The organism is Bradyrhizobium macuxiense (genome assembly GCF_007993935.1).
In the GTDB taxonomy this organism is placed as follows: domain Bacteria; phylum Pseudomonadota; class Alphaproteobacteria; order Rhizobiales; family Xanthobacteraceae; genus Bradyrhizobium; species Bradyrhizobium macuxiense_A.
In genome coordinates, this window is sequence record NZ_VITY01000011.1 from 1 (window position 1) to 21,166 (window position 21,166).

Below are 21,166 nucleotides of genomic sequence, written 5' to 3' on the forward strand. Positions count from 1 at the left end.
GACTTGTAATGGAGAGCTCGAGAGCGGCAATACACAGGAAAATACGGTGATCGCGATTGGCAGCTCCCCATTACCGGCTTTGCCCATAAGGCAGGTAATGGGCGTCACCCATTACCTGCCGGAATTGCCCATGCCCGTGGTGCCGCATCAATCCTGACAGAAAATGGCGGCCGGCGGCGTTACGCATCGGAGATGACAGATGAACAGCGTGGATTGAGGCGATACGGGCAAGAGATTGCGACTCAAAGAGCAGCAGGTCATGCGGCCCTCTGAGATTTCGTTACCCGACATCGTAGAAGAGGCTCCGCGTGGACGGATTTAGTAGGGCCGCAATGGTAGGTCGAACAGAGCGTGGCGGCGAACCGGCATAGCGATGAAGTCATCTCCCTTTCTGCGACTTTGGCTGGATAAAGCCGGAGCGCTCCTGATTGTGTACGGAATGATCGCTGCCGCAGTTTCGATCGTTCTTGTCCTTGCACTAAATGGCTTTGGTGCCAACCGAGGCGATGTTTACGACCCCTTCTCTTCACCCGGCGCTCCTGCCGGTCCGCTTGACAAGCTGAAGTTCGCGCGTGAGCCCGGCAATGACAAGCACTATATCTGCGAGAAGCCCCAAACTGACGCGTTCATTGCGCGAGACCATTTCAAGGAAGACATCACGTCAACGGCCCGAGTCAAAATGGCGTGGCTTGGCGCGACCTTTGTCCGGCAATTCGCTGCCAAGGTCGAGGGTGTGGACGTGACACCTCTGCAAACGTACATCTTACAGAGCCCAGCAAATATCGATGAGTTCGTCGGAGAGCTGGGCGCTCGCGATGGGGTTAAGCTCGTGGATATCTGGTGCCTCTTGAGGCTGCAGGCCAATGGCGAAAGCGGTGCGCTGCAGACTACCTCTCTTCCGAATGCGTTCTTTGTCCGTGATGGCACGGGTGCACTTGCTGTGATTGATGTTGTATGGGGAGGTGCGGGCTGGGAAATTGGAGCCAGCCCGATCGAAAGCCGACGGACATGGCCTCGCGGCACTCGCGTCTTCTCTCGTTGAGCGGGCTCTCCCCCGAATATTTGTAGTCGTCGACGCCAGCGTCAGCCGACGCGCAGGATCGTCATTTTATTGCCGGCGTCGCCCACGGAAGGCTGCTTCGAAGGTGTATCTCATATGGGATTGGCGCTTCTCTGCGCATCCGTGCAGAAACGGCCTCGTGGCGCGCCACGAATCCTTTTCAGAGACTTATCGGCGGAGGCAGCAGAGTGTTCGCTGGTCGTGCATTTTCGTCAGACATCTGTCACGCGATCAGCGCCATCGACGCCTCGAAAGCCTTGCCAATGAAACAGTAGGGGCTATTGCATAAAGCCCGTGGAGCGGTGGTATGAATTTACGTTCGTCCAGGTTGCCGTTTGGCGCCAGTTCGACAGCTAAGAAATGCTTTTAGTTTCGTTTATTGGAAAAGTCGCTTATGGCAGACTATCCGGTCAACAGGATGGCTCTATTTATCGATGGACTGAAATGGTATGCGACCTCCAGGGCGCTCGATCTCGGTGTCGATCACAGGCGCCCGCGGCAGCACTTCGGGCGCCATGGTCGGCTGCTGCGAGCCTTCCATTATATGATCGGCGAGTTCCATGATGCCGACCGGTGCGAGCGAAGGTTTTGAAGGCTCGCGATTGCTCGGCACAAAGAAAGCGCAGGTCTCCAAAGCCATGCCGACGTGACTACTTGAATCCTTCATTTCTAACTGTTCCAACTCTCGAGAGAGGCTTCATTGTCTGAGCCGAGACAACAGCGAGACCAGCTCGCCCTGCCGCCCGGTTGCGGTCCGCAAAAAGACAGCCTTCGGATGGTTGCGGGCCGTACCCTTGGAGATGTTCATTTCACGGGCGATCTCGTCGAGCGATTGTCCCGTGACCAAGAGCGACGCGAGTTGTGCCTGAACGGGAGTGAGGTCAAAGATCGCCATGAGTGAGGTCTGTGGGACGGCCGGAACTTCATCCAGGTCGGTCAGAAGAAGCAAAACACCCGCATCACAAGCTGACGTTACCCGCTCTAACAGGATCGCCTTCATCACGATCGGTCGTCGGCCGGAGCGATTGATCACCAGTTGCGAAACCGCAGGTCCGTCGCTGGCTGGATATCGACGGACCCGATTGATCAACTCTTCCAACCTCATTCGCGATTGGTAGTCGGACACGAAAAGACGCTGTCTTTGCACAAAGAAGTCGCTGTCGAAGACTTTCCTCCTGCCGGTCACGGTCAGCACTAAGCCGTCTCGATCAAGCCAAATCGCGGAGCAATTGATTAGATCAAGCGCCTTGACAATACTCGAGCACTCCTGAGGGGGCATGGCTGGCTGAGAGAGTTGGGCGATTCCGGGAAGCAAATCGAGCATTTGGAAACTCACCTGCAAGTGCATCTGCTAAAAACAGAACAATGGATCACACGTCGTATTCTCCAAGCATCATCTCGACCGAAGGCGGCAACAATTCGGGTTAAGTTTTGTCAACTCTAACCAGGAACGAGAGACGGGCTGAAGCCCAAGCGGCCCATTGCTGACGTTCCCGTCAACCTTCACGGAAGCACCTTCATTCCGTGTCGGTTGAATCACGGCGCTTGCTACCATCTGGCGCGGAGCCTAGCCGTTCGGCCGGGTCGCGGCCGAACTTCAGCTTCAGTTGCGCCATGTCGACAAATTCATCCGCCTGCCGTCGAAGTTCGTCGGCGATCATTGGGGGCTGGCTGGCGATCGTGGAGATGACGGTGACGCGGACACCGCGGCGCTGCACAGCCTCGACCAGCGAGCGGAAGTCGCCATCGCCGGAAAACAGAATCATTTCGTTGATGTGGCGAGCGAGTTCCATGGCATCGACGGTGAGCTCGATGTCCATGTTGGCTTTGACCTTGCGGCGGCCGCTGGCGTCGATGAATTCCTTGGTGGCTTTGGTGACCACGGTGTAGCCGTTGTAGTCGAGCCAGTCGATCAGCGGACGGATCGACGAATACTGCTGATCCTCGGCGATCGCCGTGTAGTAGAACGCACGCAGCAGCGTCCCGCGGCTCTGAAACTCCCCGACCAGGCGTCTGTAGTCGATCTCGAAGCCAAGCTCCTTTGCGGTTGCGTGAAGATTCGCTCCGTCGATGAAGAGCGCGATCTTGGAGTGTGACATGCCTCAATCCGCGCTGCTCATCTGTGGTCTCCGGTGGCGCAGGACGGCTGCCATTGCCGTGCTGCTGTGACCCGGCATTCAATGCCTTGATTGCCCTAAGCTGTGCTCCGACAAACATTGTCCGTAACGAACGAACAATGGCGTTTCTCCTCCGAGTGTGTCATCTCGGCTTTTCCCCGAGGATTGACCGGCCGCGATGTCGGCTTTGGCGCGATCATTGGACCGCTACGGAATTCCGTTTGATCTGCACTCGCCTCCCATTCGCAATCTGCAAGCCTATGCCCTAGACTGGTCGTTTCGCTCGCCAAGCATCCACAGACCTTTCTCGGGGGGCTGACTGTTGGATTGAACAACCAGTTCGTCCCAAAAGATCACCGAAAGAATGATGCAAGATGCCTGGCGGACTTGCTAGCTCGCCGGCTCCTTTGCTGAGATGATCAACTGAGACGAGCCGTATGCGCTTGAAACAAGCTTGTAACAACAGCACGCCCGTTGCTCGAGGCACCGACGGTCATCGATCTGCAGGACGCCACGCATCTTGCGAATCAGCCCTTGTTCTTCGAATCGGATGAGGGTCTCCGTGACTCCGGCACGGCGCAATCCCAATGCGGTCGAGAGGTAGTCATGCGTTACCGGAAGAACAGGAGCGCCGATGGCGTCGCTCGCAAAACAAAGCCAGCTTGCAAGCCGCTTGTCGCGATCGTGCCGAACCCCGCATAATCCAGTTTGAAGGCAATGCAGGGTCAGCGCTTGCACGTACTGAACAAGATGCTCCCGGATTGCGGGGCGCTCATTCATCACCCGATTCAAATCCTCGACACGGATCCTGTGTGCGGTTCCGGGAAACAGCACGACCGCCTGATGGGTCGAAAGATGCCCTCCTACTAGCAGCGATGCGGCGACCGCCCCCTGATGTCCGATCATCGCCGTTTCAAGGATGCAGCCCTCCGCGACAAGCCTCAGCGAGACGAGGCCCGATTCTATGAAGTAGATGTGCTCGAGACGCCTCTTCGGCTCCTGCAGGACCATGCGCTCCTTTAGGACGATCGGCTCCAGGAGCTCCCCGATTGCCGCGACGTCTTGCGGAGAAAGACTCGCCAGGATCGCATTTTTGACGAAGGCCCGTCGGTGAGGGCGCTCCGTCATCGGCCGGCTGAGCACCGGCCGGGTGGCGGACGCCTGCGTGAGAGCCGCACCTCTGGAGCTGTCAGGCGCTTCGATAATGGCGGGCACGTGGTCGGTCATGGTCCCTCTCCTGGCAGGCGCCCCCGGCAGCTGTAACGAGGAGTTGATTGCTATCGTAACAATATTCTCATCTTTATTTATGCAAGGAGCCCAGGCTGGGCGCTCAAATCCCCCGTTGGGGCGACGTTCTTCGACAGATTTCTGCTGGGCCGACGGGCGCTGCCGCAATACTTGCTTGGATCCGTCGCTCAGTTCGCCAACGCCACAGCAACGGAGGCCTTCCCCAGGGCGGCGGCCTCAGTCCGAGACCGCGCGCCAGCCCGTGCCCGTATGCGCATGTCGACCTGCAAACGTGCCTCACTGAACGGACGAGTGCGGGACGACCTCTACTTGACGAGCTTCAGATGGGGCGGAAACGGCCTGGCCAATGGAGCTTCCGGATCTAGCCGCAGCTCGTTCGACGCGATCATGTCGCACAGCGCCTTGAGATCGGAATCGGTGATGCTGTGAAGCTCCATCCGAACTTCAAGGATCGCGAGCGACAGCAACTTCGCAATCTCTTTGACGCCTTGATCGAATAGAAGTGACTGACACTCTTCCAAGCTTGCAAGCAGCGACAGCAATTGTTCTTCAATATTGGTGACCGGCATATGTTCAACTCCCGACCCCGAGCAGGCGCAGTACAGCAACGTTTCAAAACGGATCAATGCGCGCGCGCTCTACAGGGTGTGGTGCCGGCGCCATACTTGGTGGAGACCGGTACTGCTCTTTGCCTGGCCCGCCTGCGGGAGCCTTCGATCGTCACGCTCCAACGAAAGGCTCAAGCGACTGGTCGCAAATGCGCTCCTGCCCACGTTGATCCGTCGGAAACTATCTCAGGTTCCTCGAACGGTTTCTGCACGAAGCTCTGCTCCAACCAAGGCAATGAGTGGCGAACAATCTCATTTCTTGCCCGAGTGTGGGGCCTCGGCTTCAGATTTGAGCGTTTCGTACAAAGAATCCGCCGTCTTGCCTTTCCAATTTGTTCTATATTTGGGAGACATCGCGCTTCGTCCGCTGCGCAACAGCGGCATACTTGCCACTGCGGAAAGCGAAGCGGCGCCCAGCTTCATCCATAGTCCCAATGGGAACGTCGGTCGTCCGAGGCCTTGCACATCTTGCCACGATTTTGTGATGCCGCGCGGGGCCACTTCGTCGGCGAGGAAAGGGTCGATGACGGTGGCTGAGGACATCCGAGGTACGCGTAAAGCCGGGGCTGACTACGGCGGCTTTGCCTGCTGCTGTTCGGCGACGAAGTGGCAATACGACGCGTTGGGCCCGTATGCCGGAGGCTCGTGGACAAGGGCCGCCTCAGGCGTAGAAAAGCCGGCCCTTGGTGCATTCACCTATTACCTGCCGACGCATCCAAGCATCCTGCCGCCGACGTGACGACAAGAGCGCCCTCCTTCAAAGTGTTGATCGCCGCCGAGCTGGCACGCATTGAGGCTCAACTGGCGAGTACGCCACGCGGGCCAGAGCGCGAGGCGCTCGAAAACAAACTGCGTCGGTTCAAGACCGCGTTCAGCGTCGATAGTTGGGACCGGCCGACCTGAACGACCCACTCACAGGCAAGGCCTCATTCTCAGGTGAGCTCCAACCTCCGCGCTCTGCGGCTGGTTCCGATGAGGAGGCAACTGTACGGACTACGGCGCGTGCGAATTCGTCCGTTCCGCACAAAGTTTGCAAACCGATTGCAAACGCAATCTGTCAACATGACCAACTAAGTTGGCCCATTGGCCTGTACCCGCAACTGCATTGCGCGAACTGTCGATGTCGATTTGAACGAGACGTACCTGCCCGCGAGCTATTGGTGGCGAAGGTCTTTGTTGATGCAATCATGGCGCACTGGCGCAATTTGCGGTCGAAAACACGTTTGCGGAGAGGTGAAAGTGGTGCCGTCACGCTCCTCCCTGGACGTACGCGCGGCGACTGCTGCCATCCATAGAGTGCGGTCGTCACGATGGGAGGCCGGAGTGAAAATATTGATCGTCGAAGATCAGCCAGCACTACGTATTCTGATCGGCAGTCACCTTTCGGAGCGTGGCTTTACGGTTGATGAAGTGAGCAGGGCCGACGACGCAATGGCTGCAACAGCGGTGAGCTCCTACGATGCGATTATACTCGATCTGGGGCTTCTGGATGTAGACGGCCTGGAGCTGCTTGCGCGGGTCGCCGGGAAGGCGCCGATAAAAACGCCAGTCCTCGTCGTCGGTGCGCGGGATGGTGTGGAGGATCGGGGGCGGGCGTTAGACGTCGGGGCCGACGATTATCTCGTGACGCCGATCGATCCTGTCGAGTTGGAGGCAAGACTGCGAGTGCTGCTGCGCAGGCCCCGCCACTGAGCGCAAGACGGCAGAACGATGCATCTGACGAGCGGAACGCCCATCGGTTATGACCCCAAGTGGATGGTCTACAGATTCACCATGTTCATTGGCAATAGGAGCGTCGATTGCGAGATCAGCAACGCCGCGTTGTCCGCTTTGGGAGAGATGCGGGAAAACCCGAGGCGCACTCACGAGTCTGTATTTCGACGCCATCGCAAGCTGATCGAGGGAGTGGCGTCAAGCCACTACAGGGGCGATCCGGGACCGGTCAGGATTTTCGCCAAGCACCTTCCATCGCCGAGGGCGCGAGGCCGCAGATCAGCCAGGCGACCGCCCAGCCTTCGATCGATCCCGAGCTGTGATCAATCTCATTCAATATTGGAAGAAGGCGGAGAGGCCAAAGTGGTGTTGGCAGTTGAACCGCCCACCATTTAAGTACAGGCAAGCTCCAAGCTCGCTTTGTTGGAGACGTTGACGGCCGCCCGTCTCTCCCCGCAATCGGCGTCATGCGGAGAGAGGTGCAGCGCGTTCTGACGCCGCGACCGACCCGCGCCGTCGCTCGGTTCGCCCGAGCGCTGGCCCTGATCTCACATTTCAGATCCATGATATCCGTTTAAAGTGCCAAGGTATCCTTCCAGCTCGACGAGCGCTCGCTGCTCCCATTCCTCGGCCTGCGTCAGCAATGAGATTCGTTGAACTGGTCGGAATGTCGCAGCCTGACGGCACAGCGAAGCTATTGCGCGGTAGTGGCGCACGTTTTCCATAACGTCCAGCCCAGTCATGTTCGAATCACCCATACTATCCCGGCGGGAAAGTGTGCCAGAACGATTGTCGATTGGTTAGCGACCAGCTCGGTAAGCCTGCATGGTTGGCAAATCCTTACGACATGTCCCGTCAACCTGCGGGATGGCAGTAGCAGAAGTCGTGCCGACGATCAGGCCAACGGTTAGATGATTGAATAGCAGTCAGTCCCTGCTTGCCGCTATCGGCATCGTCGACATCCGAACCGACTAAGGTGCGCCGCTCGGAGCCAGTGGCGAAAGCGCAGGACACCATTTCCGATCGTGGAATGATCACGGTCACCGCCAGAAACGCCATCTACATCAGCGGCCGGGCAACGCAGAGTCAGGGCGTCATTTGGTGCCTGAGTTTCACGTGCATTTTGTCATGCATTGCCGTACTCGTCTGCTACCGGGACCGATACCGGGTACGGCGTTGACCCGTTTGCTCGGTGTCGTGCATGCTCGCGCTCCGCCGGCGTCCTTGGAACCATCGTGATCAATGGCAATTGCTCTTCGGCTAACGCGCCTTCAGGAGCCCTGGCTCCGCATCTGACGCTGGATCAGTCGCTATTCCAGATGATAGCTGTCGAGATAGACACCATCGTTCGTCCATCGTTGTTCCTGACATAAGTATCAGGGGGCCCCGGTATCGATCTTCGTGCAGTCCTGGACAGAGCAGTGTGAAAGCTTCTCCGAGGAGGAAGGTCGCTCCGACCTTGTTGCTGTGCTCACGAATGCGAAAGTACAAAGTGCTGTTCACGAAGTGCCAAGTAGCCGCGACTAGCGTTCATGACATTTGAAAGCGTCCCGCCTTGCGCTGCCACCCCAGAGTCAAGTCGCCGGCCGACTCGGAAGGTGAGGCAATGCTCAGGCCGCCCGAGACTGTCTCAAGGGCAACCCGCATCCCTCATCCAGTCCGCAAGATATTACAGCCGTCGGAGCTGTGTTCGCGTCCTGGCCGTGGGCGGTCCCTGCAGCGCAATGTTCTCGGTTTCAGCCGAAAGCCCTTGTCGCATTTAGAGCTCGTGGACCTTCTCAAGGATGCTCGACGATGCTGGCAGCCTTCATCAAGAGCGCGACCTGCACGCTCGCTCTAAATGAACGCAAAGACGAGCAGGCTCGAGCAGAGTAGCGCAAGGCTGGTCGCGGTCAGTGCGAGGAGGCTACCGGAGACAAGGTCATGATTGCGCATGAAACACCCTCGATTGGAGCCGGGAAGAGAGAGCGGCAGTTCGCTGCCTTGCGCTTTGCGATTAAATCATTAATCGATCCTGATTGCATTATTCCTGCTCTTTCATTGAGACAGTGCATTTTACCTGCATCATTAGAGCGCACTTCGTCGAAGCGCGGCGTGACGAAGAAACGAATCGCGGTTTGAGGATTCTCCAGAATCTACTGTCGTCCGAACGTTTGGAGTCATTGCAGCAGCGGTTGCGATCGGTGTTTGACGAACCGTCGCCGACGCGCTGATCGGCGCCGAACCCGTTGGTAACTCGGACTTCTGTCATTGCGAACCACTTGGAGCTTTCCGGCGCCTCTCGGCACACTGGGGCACCTCGTCAGCCGATACGGTCAAATGCGTCCGGCCCTTGCTGCTTGGGATTTCCGGCGGCGTTTCGGCGGTCGTGTGGTCCGGCGTGTCGTCTTTCCAGCGTACTGAGCCGAACGGCCTCTCCAGCATGCGACGGACGCGTACCGGCGTGGAGCCGATGTGGAAGCTGATTGCTCGCTGCTCCAGCGCACGCTCCGACTGGGTCGAGCGGTTGCGCCAGCGCAAGTAGTCGAACCAGGTTGGACAGTGGTAGCGCTCGGTCCACAATTCGGGATTGGCAATGTCGCGCGCGATCGACCAGCCATAGGCGCCGTTGCGCTGGCGGGATAATTGCACGTCCTGCATGACACCATGAAACGCCCGCGCATTCTCGTGTGCAACTCGGTATTCGATCTCGACGACGAGTGGCCCGCTCCGTCCGGTCAAGTCGAGCCTTACCTCAGGATCGGCGAGCAGCGCGGCCTCCTCACCCCGCGCGACGACGCGGGGCATGGGCAGCCAAAGACCGATCAGTGGTGAGGCGAGCATCAGGGCGGCCGACACCAGCAGGGCGGTTTCAACTCCGGCCGCGTCGGTCAGATGGCCCCAACCCCAACTGCCGACGGCAATCCCGCCGGAGCTCGCCGCCTGATAGGCCGCAAGCGAGCGTCCGGCCACCCAGCGCGGCGCCGACAACTGCACGCCAATGTTGAACACCGCCCACGCGATCATCCACACGGCCCCCGCCAGGACCAGCGCTGCCGCGGTCAACACCGGTTCGCGGCTGAGTGCGACTGCGGCGATCGCAGCGCCCATGGACAATGCGCAGGCGCGGATCGCGGCCTCGCCGCTCATCCGCTTGCGCACTTCGGTGATGTTCAGCGCGCCTATTACCGCACCCAGGCCAAAGGCGCCGAGCATGATACCGTAGGTCTGCGCGTCGCCGTGCAAAAGATCGCGCGCGACGAGCGGCATCAGCGCAGTGATCGCGCCGCCGACGATGCCGGTCACCAGAGTGCGGGCCAGCACGATCTTGATCGACGGGGAATTGCTGATGTAGCGCATACCAGACACCATGGCGCGGCTCAATCCCTCAGGCGGAAGCCGCGAGGGCGCACTGATGCGTTCCCACAGGAATAAGGCGGCCATCAACGGCAGATAGAGGAGCGAGTTGAGTGCAAATGCAACCACTGCGCCCGCGGTCGCCACCACCATCCCGCCAATCGCCGGACCCACGCTGCGCGCGATATTGTAGCTGATGCCGTTCAATGCGATGGCCGCAGGCAGCTGCGCTTCCGACTGCACTTGTTCGCTGACCGACGATTGCCAAGACGGTCCCATCAGCGCCATGCCGCTGCCAACGACGAAGCAGAGCACAAGCAAGAGGTTCGGTGTGACCAGGCCCAACCAGGCGACGACCGTCAGGGCGGTTGCGCCGGCGAACGCGATGCCAAGCGCAACCAACGCCACAATACGTCGGTCGTACATATCAGCGATTGCGCCGGCTGGGATCGAAATCAACATCACCGGCAACAGCAGCGCGGTCTGCACCAACGCGACCTTGTCGGCCGAGGACGTCATCTGCGTCATCGCCCAGGCCGCACCGACACCTTGAATCAAGACGCCGAGGTTGGAGAGGAGGCTCGCAAGCCAAATGCGTCGGAAGGTCGCGTGCCGTAGCGGCGCCGTGATGCCGTCGGCGTTACGCGTCTGGACTTTGGCTGGTTCGATCATATCGGACCGGTTTGATTTAACACGATTCGAGTCTGGTGCGAATCACAAGGATGTTCCCCGGTGCGACATCGCGTCCAAACACACGCTCGGTCGTGAAATGCGATGACTCCACCGTTTTGATGCGAGCGATGATCCGACGGCGTCGCCGTCATCCGGCTTATAGCAACCGCGACGTCGCAAGCGGGGTCGGTCACGCATAGCTATAAGGGCGGAACTAATCGTGCATTCCGTACACTACGTACAGACTTATTGCTTTACAGAACTACGCGCTGTTGGGATGCACCTCTGATGGGTCTCACGGACGCGAGACAAGTTGAACGATCGAGCTCGTCTCGTTGAAACGACGAGCAGCAGGGCCTTTGCAATGTAAGCGCTCTTCTGAGGAGAAATCTGAGGAGCGGCTCGGCAGTAGCCGGCCGTTGGGCGCGAATCGCGAAAGGTCGCACGGCGGCTTCAAACGATTAGTCCGGACCGTACGCGCTTTCGACCAATAGAACTATGGACAGCGCTCCCTCGGAAGTTGTAGGAGAGGGAATTGATTGAGCAAATTATAGGTGGGCTATATGACTGAGACATCAAAGGTCGTGCTTTCGCTTGGTGCTGCGCTCGCATCACTAACCGGAATGTCGGTTCAGGGCGCCGAAGCCAAGGCAGTACCTGCCAGGGAAGCAAAGGCGGTCGCGACCGAAAACACCGCCACCAACCTTCAGCCAAATGCCCACTACCAGGTGGGTGAGGACCTTCTTGGGTTTGTCATGACGAAGGAGGCGGATGGCACCATCGTCGCCCAGCATGCCTCCCACGCGTCGCATGCTTCTCATGCGTCCCATGCCTCGAGCCGCTAAGCCTCCTGCGGCGTCCCCGGTCGAAGTAGCTGTCAATTTTGATGCAAGCGTCCAAAGCCTTAGTGCTTTGGACGCGGCAGCCTATCGCCTGATCGGAACGGCGACCTGCCAGATTGAACGAGCGGACGACCGTTATGTTTGCCATCTGGTTTCTTCCATTCCGCAAAAGGGGGCCGTGCTCAGTTCGGACGAGCTGAAAGAGCGGTTTCTGAATCTTGTCGCGGACGAAAACTTGCGGGCTCGCGTCGCCGAAAAAACAGAGGGCATCCGGAACGTCATCCTTGCACTCGCCTTCGGGGCGCTGGCCGCTAACCAAAACGATGCCGGATAAAGTCCTGCGAGCACCATGGCGCGGTTTTTACCTCCTGAAAGCTTCAGTGCGGCAACCGAAGATCTTTCGTTGTTGCCGTTCAATTTTGAGCGCACCGGAGCAAACCGGTATCTGGTCGCCAACATGGTTGGCGATTTTATCCGACTGACCGAAGATGAACTGCACAGGCTGGTCGGCCTTCAGGTTCGACCCGGCGATGGCCTGTATGAAAAGGCCTATGCGGCTCATCTGGTCACGGGGGCGAGCCAGAAGGCGCAACGGCAGCTCTTGGCGGCTCGACTGAGAAGCCGCATGTCGTTCCTGCAGCAGGTGACTCCGCTGCATATTTTTGTCGTAACGCTACGTTGCGAGCATTCTTGCCCCTACTGCCAGGTTTCCCGTCAAAGCACCGACCGCTCACGTTTCGATATGAGCGAAGAGACCGCGATGCGTGCGCTCGACATAGCGTTCGCCAGCCCAGCGGCACGGATCAAGATTGAGTTTCAGGGCGGGGAGCCGCTTCTCAATTTTCCGCTGATCAGGACGATTGTTGCCGCTGCGAAGGCTCGGTCCGGCAAAAAGCTCGAGTTCGTCATCGCGTCAAACCTAGCCTTGTTGGACGATACCGTTCTCGAGTTTTGCAAGGCGAACAACGTGCTGCTGTCGACGTCCCTCGACGGTCCCGCCGACCTGCACAACAAGAACCGCCCACGCCCCGGTGGAAACAGCCATGAACTGGCCGTTGCTGGAATCCGGCGAGCCAGAGAAATCTTAGGCCCCGACGCGGTTGGGGCTTTGATGACCACCACGGAAGCGAGTCTCGACCGTGTTGACGATATCATCGATGAATATCTCAAATTGGGGTTGGATGGCATCTTCCTGCGGCCGCTTTCCCCGTTCGGTTTTGCGATCAAAACAAAGCAGTTTGCCAAGTACGACGCGCGAAAGTGGCTTGCGTTCTACGAGCGTGGGTTACGCCGGGTCCTGGAGATCAACCGAAAGGGCACCCCGTTCCGGGAGTTTTATGCGGCGCTGCTTCTCACACGGATGCTCTCGGACCGCCCCATCGGCTACGTTGACTTGCGCAGCCCCGCCGGCGCCGGCCTTGGCGCGCTGGTCTACAACTATGACGGCAGTGTTTTCGCTTCGGATGAAGGCAGGATGCTGGCTGAGACCGGTGACGACGCATTCCGGCTTGGTCACGTCGAGCACGACAGTTACAATTCACTCATCCTGTCGGATAAACTGATCGGCGCGATTTCGTCATCGCTCACGCAGTGCGCGCCCGAATGCTCGACCTGTGTGTATGAGAGCCACTGCGGCGCGGACCCTGTCTATCATCACGCCACGCAGGGGGATGCCTTGGGAATCAAGCCTCTGTCGGCGTTCTGCGCTCGTCAAAAGGGCATCATGGGCCTGCTGCTGGATATCCTGGAAAACTCTCCGGAAGATGCTGCCATCTTGCGACGGTGGGGCGCCGCATGACCCTTCCTCTCTATGGCACAGCCTCCCAGAGCGTTGGGTTCTCTTCGGATAGAGCCCGCTCGGTCGTCAGGCTTCGGTCGATCGAGAGTGGCGCCGAACGTCACGTGGCGGATTTCGCGCTCGCCAAAGCGCCGCACGAAGTCCGGCGCGCAATAGAAGCTGACTGGTCGTCCATCCTTGTCGTCTCCGAAGGTGCGATCGATTTACCCAGCTCGTTCCAAGGACGGCTGGTCGTGGTGCCCCCGAAATATGGGTACCTGGCCGACGGTGACGTCATTGGCTTCGATCATGCGTCGAGGAAATTCCGTACGCTGTATCGCCGGAATTCGGCGCACAACTCGTTTCTGGTCACAGAGCGGTGCAACAATTACTGCCTGATGTGCTCGCAACCACCGAAGGATGTCGATGACCGGTGGATACTCAGCGAAATCAAGGAAAGCCTTCCCCTCATTGATCGGGCGACCGGCGCGCTGACGTTCACCGGCGGAGAGACCTTGTCGGATTGGCAAGATTTCATCGCCGTCCTGAAGGAGTGCCGCGACCGGCTGCCGGCGACCGCCATCCAGGTGCTGACCAACGGTCGGGCGTTCGTCGACTCCCAGATTGTCGATGCTTGGAAAGATATCGGCCACCCGAACCTGATGGCGGCCATTCCGGTCTATGCCTCAGTCGATCATGTCCATGATCACGTCGTGCAGGCCAAGGGTGCGTTCGACGAAACAATTCTGGGCATCTTGAAGCTCAAGGACCGCGGACAACGCGTCGAGATCCGCGTCGTCCTGCACGCGTTGACCGCGCCGATCATCGAGGATACGGGCCGATGGCTTGCCCGCAATCTGCCGTTCGTCGACCACGTCGCCTTGATGGGGCTCGAAAACACGGGCTTTGCCATTGCAAACGATGCCACGCTCTGGATGGATCCGGTCGATTATGGCGACGGGCTCGCGAGGGCCGTCGATCACTTGAGTGCCGCTGGTGTCAACGTGTCGGTCTATAACCTTCCGAAGTGTGTCCTTCCAAAATCTGTATGGCCACACGCTCTCCAGTCGATCTCGGACTGGAAAAACGGCTTCGTGGAGGAATGCGATCGGTGCGACGCAAAGAACACCTGCAGCGGCTTTTTTACGACCGGACGTCCGCGGTTCAGTCGCGGCGTGCGCGCGGTCACGTTCGACCGAGAAGAATTGAGCCGGTTGGTGAATTAGCAGGCCACGGAAATCAGGAGAACGAATATGAAGATTGATAATGGTCTCCTTATCGCTGCTGCAGTTGTATGCAGCATCTCGGCAGCTCCAGCCCTTGCCAAGACGGCGAAGGAATGCACGGCGGAGTGGCGGGCGGACAAGGCCGGGATGCAAGCCCGGGGCGTAACCGAAAAAGCGTACGTTGAACAATGCAGGGGCGGGGGAGAGACAACCGCCGCCGCGCCGGCGCCGAAACCGGCCGAGACGGCGCTGCCGCCGGCGCCCAGGTCAGCGACAGCAACCGGATCGAAAACCGCCAAAGAGTGCACCGCCGAGTGGCGCGCGGATAAGGCCGGCATGCAAGCCCGCGGTGTGACCGAAAAAGCGTACGTTGAACAATGCAGGACAGGTGCGGCGCCAGCGGCTTCCGTCCCTCCGCCGAGGCCAAACGCTGCAACGCCTCCGCCTGCTGTACCGCCGTCGCCGTCGACGAGTACCTCGTCTTCCCAGAAAACCGCCAAGGAGTGCATCGCCGACTGGCGGGCCGACAAGGCGGGCATGCAAGCCCGTGGCGTCACCGAAAAGGCCTATGTCGAGCAGTGCAGGGCCGGCGGCGCCATGCCGAGTGCGACCGCTCCCGAACCCAAGCCAGCCCCTGCTGCGCCCCCGCCGAGTCGGCTCGCACCAACCGCGACGCAGGCTGCGCCAGCCCCTGCGCCGCAAAAGCCGGCCCCCACCACGACTGCGGCACCCGTGCCTCCCCCGGCGCAGCAACCGTCCGTTCCCAGAGACAACGTAACACTGGAGACAGGACAATTTGCTGACGAGGCATCCGCAAAAGCACGCTGCCCAACCGACACCGTCGTGTGGGTCAACCTGCCGTCGAAGATCTATCACTTCGCGGGAACGAAGAGCTACGGCACCACGAAGCGCGGCGCCTATATGTGCGAGAAGGAAGCAATCGCCGCTGAAGATCGCGCTTCAAAAACCGAAAAACGTCCCTGAAGTCGAATACAGCGGATTTGGCACAGGGAGACAAACTACATGTACCGGTTTGCCGTCCTCGTCACAGCTCCTCTCGCTGGCACCACCTGGGCGGCGGCGGAGACCATCGACGTGAAGTATTACGGCAAGATGGATCTTGCGCCCTTCGCCTGCACCGATGTCTCGCGGAGCAGCTTCATCAACCGAGCGTGCTATGACAAATCCAAACAGCTTATGCTCGTGCAACTTAGATCGGTCTACTACCCCTATTGCGAGATGCCTGCTGCGGTCTTCGAGGCCTTTTTGGCGGCGCCGTCGATGGCGGCAATACAATAACGCCAATATCAAGGGCTCTGGCCCAGATGGCCCTTTTGACTGTCGCACGCATCGGGTTCCCAAATATTAGGTCCTTGTTGGGCGGGCCGGTCCTGCGCCTCTCTCCTCGACAACGGCGGGCGAGCCCATCGGACGTCATCGGCAATCGATGAACAAAGGAATCGATCGCAGATCGATACGAAGAGGAAGCCGAGCAGAGACGTATGGAAGATGCGTCCAACAACGTCATTGACTGCTTCAAATGGGGAGGGCAATGCTGCCCGCAGACGTGACCGCCTCTGACGCAAAAGATGCGAACTACGTAGCCTGTCGGGCCAACGCGGGCACCTCGCGCACTTACGTGTCAACCGACCGTGATGACCAAGGCTTTTCCGAGACCTATCGCACAGCTTGCAAACGAGTAGCGGAGGACCCATGACGCCAAAGTATGCGGCCATTCATATCATCTTGTGGCTGACGCTTAAGCGTTAGCTCGTGGATCAACCTGCCCGGTAAGTCTTTGAAACAAGAGCTCCGAATTGGTGGGGGACCGTCCGTAGCGCTCCAGGGCCGCGAACCCTCGGCATCAACACTACTGGCGCTGCAATAGTGCAACAACCTATTGCATAAAGTCGTCGTTGAGCGGATAGCCCGATCATTTCGGGAAAACCGTGCGAAATGTCGTTGGACGAGCTGGTTAGATCTTTGATGATCGTATTGGTGGGACCGAAGCAACACCGAATTTCTCGGTGAAGCATTTGGTGAGCTCCCGAATTGTCAAACGTCTCGCTGAGCAGCCTGCGACTCCGACGGGACTGCCGCCACCCTCCCTAACGTTCACGGCGCTAGCCACCTTCAAGAAGGCGGATAGTAGACCTTGAACTCGTCGTGATGCCTCATTGACTGAGGCCTGTATGGGCCATGCCCAGCACACTGGGTTACCTTGTCCAATTTGAACCGTTCCCTCACGGACGAATGGACGCGTGCGTCATGTGGTATTTTCCGGATCTCTTCGTCCCAATTGAGTCGGCTAAGCCGCCCACGGAGCCATTTCATCCATCCCGGCAACTTCTCCACGTACTCATCGATGGTGTCTCGCATGCCTGCAAGTTCGCAATGCTGGACGCCGTCCGCCCGGGGGTAGAGGTTCAAATGCGTGCCAGCGTCGCCAGTGTTCTCCAGCTTGCTGCCGTTCACGAGCACAGGACCAAGTTTCAGGCCATTCGGTATGGAAGTAGCTTCTTCGATCATCCAAGCAAGGGCATTGTCCGAGAGCCTCGACTCCGTCTCAGGATAGCTACCTCCGATATCGGAGTGATTGCCCGCAAACCACATCTGCACCAATTTGGGCGGTCCTTCGGCGTCCGGCTTGACCGCTGGATCATCGGCAACGGTCCCCCACTGCACTCGCTGGAAATCCTTCCGGTTTTCGTCGATCGCGTTCGCCGCACGGCCGAAACGAACGTAGACGCTGAGCAGACGGTCGAAATTCTCGTCCTTCCATTCTGCATAGTGTTTGCGCGGAGGATCCTCAGGGTTAGGAAAATCTCGGATGACCTTGAGGCGAGATTGTTTCTGTGCGTGCGCCCACCAGCCGGCCATGCCGAGCACAGTCAGCGCGAGGAGACCCCACCAAGTGGGCCAAAATGGCGCCCACGGGTCTAGGAGCCAGGCGACTACGAGCATGGGCAAAGCCGCAGTCAAGCTGACTGTAAGCGCGAATGCCAGAGCCAATCCGGCTTGGATGACGAAACGACGGAAACCCTTGGCTCCCAGCGAGGCAACTGTGTCAAAGACGCCGATGAAGTAGGGAGCTACGTTGGAGTTAAAATCTCCATCGGATCCATATTTCTTGCGAAATCGTCGCGCTTGTTCGAGGCGTTCGGCTGCATATCGATCACGAGGATATCCGGCACCATGCTCGAGCACCACCGTGACAGCCTCTGTGGCGATGTCGTCCACCTGCTTCCGGAAGCGCATCAGCGGGCCTGTTGGTGTCCTGGTCGGCACCCCGCACAACATAAGTAGGTTCGCTAGGCTGCGGACGGTGTAGGCGCCGCGACTAAAGCCAACAAGGAAGATCCGATCACCGGGTTCGTATTGGTTAATGATGAAGGCGTAGCAATCGGCGATGTTTCTAACGATGCCATTGCCAGTAACCGAACCGAGCAATTTTTGAATGAATCGCCAAGGCGCGGTTAGCGCGGTGGCCCCGATATCGGTACCGAGCCCTGGGTCGTAAAACGCCACCTGTTCGTGAGGGGCGATAGGGTTGTCGGGGCCTGTCCGGGATGCGCGGTACATCTTGTAGACGTTACTGACTCGCTGCTCGGGACGCACGCCGCCATCTTGGCCGGTCCCGTCCGAATAGACCACGATATTCTTCGTCAAGATATCCTCCAGTTCAAAGCGTCAGTCCGTTCGCAGATGTTGCTCAATCGAACGACATCGGATTGCATTGTAAGATCGGACACCACCGCGATCACGTTGCCGGTAAGTCAGAAAACAGGTCGCGCAAAGGAAGCCCTAGGTACGCGGAGACTAGCTTTTGTTGGTCAGGCGATACCTTGTCGTTGCCGGAAAACAGCTTCTGAACATCGTCAACATCCAGCTCCAGCAGACGCGCCATGCCACCGATATCACGGTTCGTGGCCTTGAGCGCCCCATCCAGATCGACGCGACTGTAGCGCGGGCTGTAGTCGGCGCCGCCGACGCTTCGCAGCAGGGAGCTGGCGACCCCACGGATCGCGACCATCGAGCGATCGGACATCAATCCCGAAACGACCGCCAGCAACGAGATGAAGTAGGGGTTGAGTGGAGCGTTGCCGGCAAGCTTTCCTGTGTCGGCAAGCACAGGCACTCCGGCCTTAGCGATAATGAACATGACGATGGCCAAGACTGCGCCGAATGCAAGCCGAAGCGGGTATTCGCCGAACGAAAGTGAGTCCTGATCGTTGCTGATGAATGCGGCGAGCAAGTTCAGGGCGCTGCCAAGCACTCCCATCGAGATGAGCAGCAGCAAGACGACCATATCGTTCGTCCACAGCGCCACGGTGTAGACCGCTCCGCCCCAGACGCTGGAGAGCGAAGACAGTTCAGCGGTGACATTAAGGATGCGCTCGACGAGTTCGGGTGCGGTTGTCGAACTGGAGTCTCCAAATAGCTTGGCAGCCGCCTGCTCGCGATCTTGTCGCTGTTCCTGGAGGCTGGCGATCCAGCTTTCTTTGCCCTTTATCTTGGCTTTATTCGTTTCAACCGTCGCACGAAGTTCTGCGTTCTCGATGTAGCGCTTTTTCGCCTCGGTGAGTTCGCTGCCGAATTGCTTTTGCAGGTCGTCGCGAGAAAGCAGTAGTTCCAGCTGGGTAAGCAGCTCGGAGACACTCGAGGTGCTTTCTGGCGGCGAGGTCGTGGAAATCGACGTCAACTGACCTGAGGCTGTAGTCACTTTTTGCTTCAGAGATCTGATGTCCTCGGCGAGTCGGGTAGCCTCGTTTAGCTGTTCGGCCGCGAGCACCAGATTATTTTGCTTGTCTTTTGCGAGGTTTATCCTGTCTTGCGCAATGCCTTCGCGCAGTTTTCTGATCGCCTCGGGCCAATTTTTAAAGTCCTCCCGAAACTGATCGACGCGCCAGATCGTTAGAGGCGCACCGTTCAAGCTCAATTCAGCGATCCTCGATTGGAATTGGGCTGCCGCAAAAAAGGTCACGGCGCCCGCCGCGGAGAGGACGACGAGGAGGCTCAATACAAAGCCGCCCAAAACGCGGACGGGTCGGAAGTCGCCGAGATAGCGCTTGACCCAGCTATCCCGCTCGGGCGCGTTCTCTACTTGTAGCGTCGAAGTATCGGATGCATCGCTCATCGCAATTGTCCTCATCCGTGCGCATTTGGGCGCACATCCCGACGTGCAATTCTAGGCTGCTCTAATGAATGTTCAAAACCACCATGCCCGAATGCATCGATCAGGTGCTCGGTGGGCTGTCAAGCGCCAACCTGCATCTTCTTGTTGATAGCCGCCCTCAGGTAGAACGTTGCCCAGACCTCGTTCCGCCGGCTTCACGCCGACGGCTTCAGGCTCCTTGTTAACCGCCCAAAAAATGCGTCTCTCGCGCTTCGCCAGCGCGAAGAGCTACACGAACTCTTGCTCGAACCGCTCGACCCCTCGGCGGGCACTGTCCATGATCGAGCGGCGACTGTTTGGGTTAAGCTTATGTTGACGATGACGTTCGTGTTCGATGCGCGTACTTGGTACGATACGGACAAATCCGCGGGCCACACGCACGCATAACGGGCCAAAAGATTGCAGTTGCGGCTGGAAAGATACGACGATGCGACGCCGAAGAGTGGCGCGTATGCGCGAAATCACCTCTGAAGCCGTGATTTGAGAGCCAGCACAGCAATGTCGCGCCAACGCGGACGGCGGGGCTCTGTCAGACGTCGTGGCGCAGAACGACCGCTCGCACGGCACGCAGCAATGAATGCTCATGATCGACAGTTCTCAGCATTTCGTCCTCATGCAGGACGCGCCGCTCCGCCGAATTGGATAGATCTCGATCTGCACTTTTGAAAGACGAGCGCACCCATCAATATCTCAAATTGGACTGGCCCTTTACGACTCCCCCGTGAACCTAGGAGTTGAGAGCGTTGCCGTCATTTATATCGCGTTCCACTAAGCGAAGCGTGGAGCACGCGTATGTCGACTGATCCATTTGCGTTTCAAATACTTGGATTTCATCGGGGAGACCCCGTTTCACCCGGTCCGCCAAGAATCTTCGGGGGGTCGAATATCCGCAGTGCGCTCTACATAATTGACCGCACCGCGATCTGACGTTGGGTGCCGCTCAGTCCTCGTTGGCGGCGATCGATTCCATCAGCGACACCAGCTGACGCTGGACGGCCTGATCCTTGATCTTGCTGTAGGCGCGCAGGAGCCGCAGGCTGAAGGCGCTGTCGAGGAACAGGAGGCTCTCGACCTCGCGGGCCTTGTTGTCACCGTCGTAGAAGAAGGTGACCGGCACGTCGAGCGCGGTAGCGACCTGCTGAAGACGAGCAGCGCCGACGCGGTTGACGCCCTTCTCGTACTTCTGGACCTGCTGGAAGCTGACGCCTAGCTTGTCTGCCAATTCGGACTGCGAAACCTTCTGCTCCACACGCCGCAGGCGAATTCGCTTACCCAACTCAATGTCCGGTTTGCCGGCGCTGCGCGGCTTCAACTTCCTTGCTGCTGCTGATCTGTTCATTCTGCTGACCCGTCTTTCAAATCGAGAATCCCTGGTCTTCTAGGTCAGGGGC

General features: G+C 58.7%; 20 protein-coding genes. 10 read left to right on the forward strand and 10 right to left on the reverse strand.

Annotated features, from left to right (window positions below):
* Window positions 1-373: 373 nt before the first annotated feature.
* Window positions 374-1,042, forward strand: coding sequence for a Flp family type IVb pilin (locus tag FBZ93_RS26745; protein ID WP_146989985.1), 669 nt, complete (start codon window positions 374-376; stop codon window positions 1,040-1,042).
* A gap of 442 nt (window positions 1,043-1,484) precedes the next feature.
* On the opposite strand, the gene FBZ93_RS26750 is transcribed toward FBZ93_RS26745, so the two are convergent.
* From FBZ93_RS26750 to FBZ93_RS26775, 6 genes are all read right to left on the reverse strand, one after another.
* Entirely contained in the window at window positions 1,485-1,727 is a 243-nt protein-coding gene (locus tag FBZ93_RS26750; RefSeq protein ID WP_146989987.1) for a hypothetical protein, read from the reverse strand.
* A gap of 30 nt (window positions 1,728-1,757) precedes the next feature.
* The gene (locus FBZ93_RS26755) at window positions 1,758-2,384 is read right to left on the reverse strand and encodes a helix-turn-helix transcriptional regulator (protein ID WP_246667657.1); all 627 of its coding nucleotides are present in this window, start codon (window positions 2,382-2,384) and stop codon (window positions 1,758-1,760) included.
* A 193-nt stretch (window positions 2,385-2,577) separates the two neighbouring features.
* The gene (locus tag FBZ93_RS26760) at window positions 2,578-3,159 is read right to left on the reverse strand and encodes an NYN domain-containing protein (RefSeq protein WP_146989988.1); all 582 of its coding nucleotides are present in this window, start codon (window positions 3,157-3,159) and stop codon (window positions 2,578-2,580) included.
* A 408-nt stretch (window positions 3,160-3,567) separates the two neighbouring features.
* Entirely contained in the window at window positions 3,568-4,404 is an 837-nt protein-coding gene (locus FBZ93_RS26765) for a Crp/Fnr family transcriptional regulator (RefSeq protein ID WP_146989990.1), read from the reverse strand.
* A gap of 326 nt (window positions 4,405-4,730) precedes the next feature.
* On the reverse strand, window positions 4,731-4,994 hold the full coding sequence (locus tag FBZ93_RS26770; RefSeq protein ID WP_146989992.1) for a hypothetical protein: 264 nt from the start codon (window positions 4,992-4,994) through the stop codon (window positions 4,731-4,733).
* Window positions 4,995-5,285: 291 nt separating this feature from the next.
* The gene (locus tag FBZ93_RS26775; protein WP_146989994.1) at window positions 5,286-5,576 is read right to left on the reverse strand and encodes a hypothetical protein; all 291 of its coding nucleotides are present in this window, start codon (window positions 5,574-5,576) and stop codon (window positions 5,286-5,288) included.
* 780 nt (window positions 5,577-6,356) lie between these two features.
* On the opposite strand from FBZ93_RS26775, the gene FBZ93_RS26780 reads away from it, so the two are divergent.
* The 3 genes from FBZ93_RS26780 (at window position 6,357) to FBZ93_RS26795 (ending at window position 8,867) form a co-directional block, all read left to right on the forward strand.
* Entirely contained in the window at window positions 6,357-6,725 is a 369-nt protein-coding gene (locus FBZ93_RS26780) for a response regulator transcription factor (protein WP_208764060.1), read from the forward strand.
* A gap of 18 nt (window positions 6,726-6,743) precedes the next feature.
* The gene (locus FBZ93_RS41975) at window positions 6,744-7,142 is read left to right on the forward strand and encodes a DUF1488 family protein (protein WP_146989996.1); all 399 of its coding nucleotides are present in this window, start codon (window positions 6,744-6,746) and stop codon (window positions 7,140-7,142) included.
* Between the two features lie 1,527 nt (window positions 7,143-8,669).
* Window positions 8,670-8,867 carry a hypothetical protein gene (locus tag FBZ93_RS26795; protein WP_146989999.1) on the forward strand — a complete coding sequence of 66 codons (198 nt, stop codon included), beginning with the start codon at window positions 8,670-8,672 and terminating at the stop codon, window positions 8,865-8,867.
* A gap of 126 nt (window positions 8,868-8,993) precedes the next feature.
* Here FBZ93_RS26795 and FBZ93_RS26800 read toward each other — a convergent pair whose 3' ends face one another.
* The gene (locus FBZ93_RS26800; protein WP_146990001.1) at window positions 8,994-10,754 is read right to left on the reverse strand and encodes an MFS transporter; all 1,761 of its coding nucleotides are present in this window, start codon (window positions 10,752-10,754) and stop codon (window positions 8,994-8,996) included.
* Between the two features lie 563 nt (window positions 10,755-11,317).
* On the opposite strand from FBZ93_RS26800, the gene hxsA2 reads away from it, so the two are divergent.
* The 6 genes from hxsA2 (at window position 11,318) to FBZ93_RS26830 (ending at window position 15,898) form a co-directional block, all read left to right on the forward strand.
* Complete coding sequence (gene hxsA2 / locus FBZ93_RS26805) at window positions 11,318-11,599, forward strand: His-Xaa-Ser repeat protein HxsA2 (protein WP_146990003.1); 282 nt, start codon at window positions 11,318-11,320, stop codon at window positions 11,597-11,599.
* A 67-nt stretch (window positions 11,600-11,666) separates the two neighbouring features.
* Window positions 11,667-11,930, forward strand: coding sequence for a hypothetical protein (locus tag FBZ93_RS26810; protein ID WP_146990005.1), 264 nt, complete (start codon window positions 11,667-11,669; stop codon window positions 11,928-11,930).
* A 15-nt stretch (window positions 11,931-11,945) separates the two neighbouring features.
* Window positions 11,946-13,394: a His-Xaa-Ser system radical SAM maturase HxsB gene (gene hxsB / locus FBZ93_RS26815; RefSeq protein WP_146990007.1), complete on the forward strand. Its 1,449-nt coding sequence runs from the start codon at window positions 11,946-11,948 to the stop codon at window positions 13,392-13,394.
* On the forward strand, window positions 13,391-14,599 hold the full coding sequence (gene hxsC / locus FBZ93_RS26820) for a His-Xaa-Ser system radical SAM maturase HxsC (protein ID WP_146990009.1): 1,209 nt from the start codon (window positions 13,391-13,393) through the stop codon (window positions 14,597-14,599). Before hxsB ends, hxsC begins: the two co-directional genes overlap by 4 nt.
* 27 nt (window positions 14,600-14,626) lie before the next feature.
* Window positions 14,627-15,583, forward strand: coding sequence for a hypothetical protein (locus FBZ93_RS26825; RefSeq protein WP_146990011.1), 957 nt, complete (start codon window positions 14,627-14,629; stop codon window positions 15,581-15,583).
* 39 nt (window positions 15,584-15,622) lie between these two features.
* Window positions 15,623-15,898 carry a KTSC domain-containing protein gene (locus FBZ93_RS26830; protein ID WP_208764061.1) on the forward strand — a complete coding sequence of 92 codons (276 nt, stop codon included), beginning with the start codon at window positions 15,623-15,625 and terminating at the stop codon, window positions 15,896-15,898.
* Window positions 15,899-16,732: 834 nt separating this feature from the next.
* Here the strand turns inward: FBZ93_RS26830 and FBZ93_RS26835 are convergent.
* The 3 genes from FBZ93_RS26835 to FBZ93_RS26845 all read right to left on the reverse strand — a co-directional run bounded on the left by FBZ93_RS26835 (window position 16,733) and on the right by FBZ93_RS26845 (window position 21,114).
* Entirely contained in the window at window positions 16,733-18,268 is a 1,536-nt protein-coding gene (locus FBZ93_RS26835; protein WP_146990013.1) for a DUF2235 domain-containing protein, read from the reverse strand.
* A 91-nt stretch (window positions 18,269-18,359) separates the two neighbouring features.
* Window positions 18,360-19,736 (reverse strand): hypothetical protein, encoded by a 1,377-nt coding sequence (locus tag FBZ93_RS26840; protein ID WP_146990015.1) that lies wholly within the window; start codon window positions 19,734-19,736, stop codon window positions 18,360-18,362.
* Between the two features lie 979 nt (window positions 19,737-20,715).
* Window positions 20,716-21,114 (reverse strand): helix-turn-helix domain-containing protein, encoded by a 399-nt coding sequence (locus FBZ93_RS26845; RefSeq protein WP_146990016.1) that lies wholly within the window; start codon window positions 21,112-21,114, stop codon window positions 20,716-20,718.
* Window positions 21,115-21,166 lie beyond the last annotated feature (52 nt).

Excerpts from the sequence above, each read along its gene's own strand:
- FBZ93_RS26775 (WP_146989994.1), bottom strand. The coding sequence starts at position 5,576 with ATGTCCTCAGCCACCGTCATCGACCCTTTCCTCGCCGACGAAGTGGCC.
- FBZ93_RS26750 (WP_146989987.1), bottom strand. The coding sequence starts at position 1,727 with ATGAAGGATTCAAGTAGTCACGTCGGCATGGCTTTGGAGACCTGCGCT.
- hxsC (WP_146990009.1), top strand. The coding sequence starts at position 13,391 with ATGACCCTTCCTCTCTATGGCACAGCCTCCCAGAGCGTTGGGTTCTCT.
- FBZ93_RS26830 (WP_208764061.1), top strand. The coding sequence starts at position 15,623 with ATGTACCGGTTTGCCGTCCTCGTCACAGCTCCTCTCGCTGGCACCACC.
- FBZ93_RS26755 (WP_246667657.1), bottom strand. The coding sequence starts at position 2,384 with ATGCTCGATTTGCTTCCCGGAATCGCCCAACTCTCTCAGCCAGCCATG.
- FBZ93_RS26760 (WP_146989988.1), bottom strand. The coding sequence starts at position 3,159 with ATGTCACACTCCAAGATCGCGCTCTTCATCGACGGAGCGAATCTTCAC.
- FBZ93_RS26795 (WP_146989999.1), top strand. The coding sequence starts at position 8,670 with ATGATTGCGCATGAAACACCCTCGATTGGAGCCGGGAAGAGAGAGCGG.
- hxsA2 (WP_146990003.1), top strand. The coding sequence starts at position 11,318 with ATGACTGAGACATCAAAGGTCGTGCTTTCGCTTGGTGCTGCGCTCGCA.
- FBZ93_RS26825 (WP_146990011.1), top strand. The coding sequence starts at position 14,627 with ATGAAGATTGATAATGGTCTCCTTATCGCTGCTGCAGTTGTATGCAGC.
- FBZ93_RS26770 (WP_146989992.1), bottom strand. The coding sequence starts at position 4,994 with ATGCCGGTCACCAATATTGAAGAACAATTGCTGTCGCTGCTTGCAAGC.
- FBZ93_RS26840 (WP_146990015.1), bottom strand. The coding sequence starts at position 19,736 with ATGAGCGATGCATCCGATACTTCGACGCTACAAGTAGAGAACGCGCCC.
- FBZ93_RS26765 (WP_146989990.1), bottom strand. The coding sequence starts at position 4,404 with ATGACCGACCACGTGCCCGCCATTATCGAAGCGCCTGACAGCTCCAGA.
- FBZ93_RS26800 (WP_146990001.1), bottom strand. The coding sequence starts at position 10,754 with ATGATCGAACCAGCCAAAGTCCAGACGCGTAACGCCGACGGCATCACG.
- FBZ93_RS26745 (WP_146989985.1), top strand. The coding sequence starts at position 374 with ATGAAGTCATCTCCCTTTCTGCGACTTTGGCTGGATAAAGCCGGAGCG.
- hxsB (WP_146990007.1), top strand. The coding sequence starts at position 11,946 with ATGGCGCGGTTTTTACCTCCTGAAAGCTTCAGTGCGGCAACCGAAGAT.
- FBZ93_RS41975 (WP_146989996.1), top strand. The coding sequence starts at position 6,744 with ATGCATCTGACGAGCGGAACGCCCATCGGTTATGACCCCAAGTGGATG.
- FBZ93_RS26845 (WP_146990016.1), bottom strand. The coding sequence starts at position 21,114 with ATGAACAGATCAGCAGCAGCAAGGAAGTTGAAGCCGCGCAGCGCCGGC.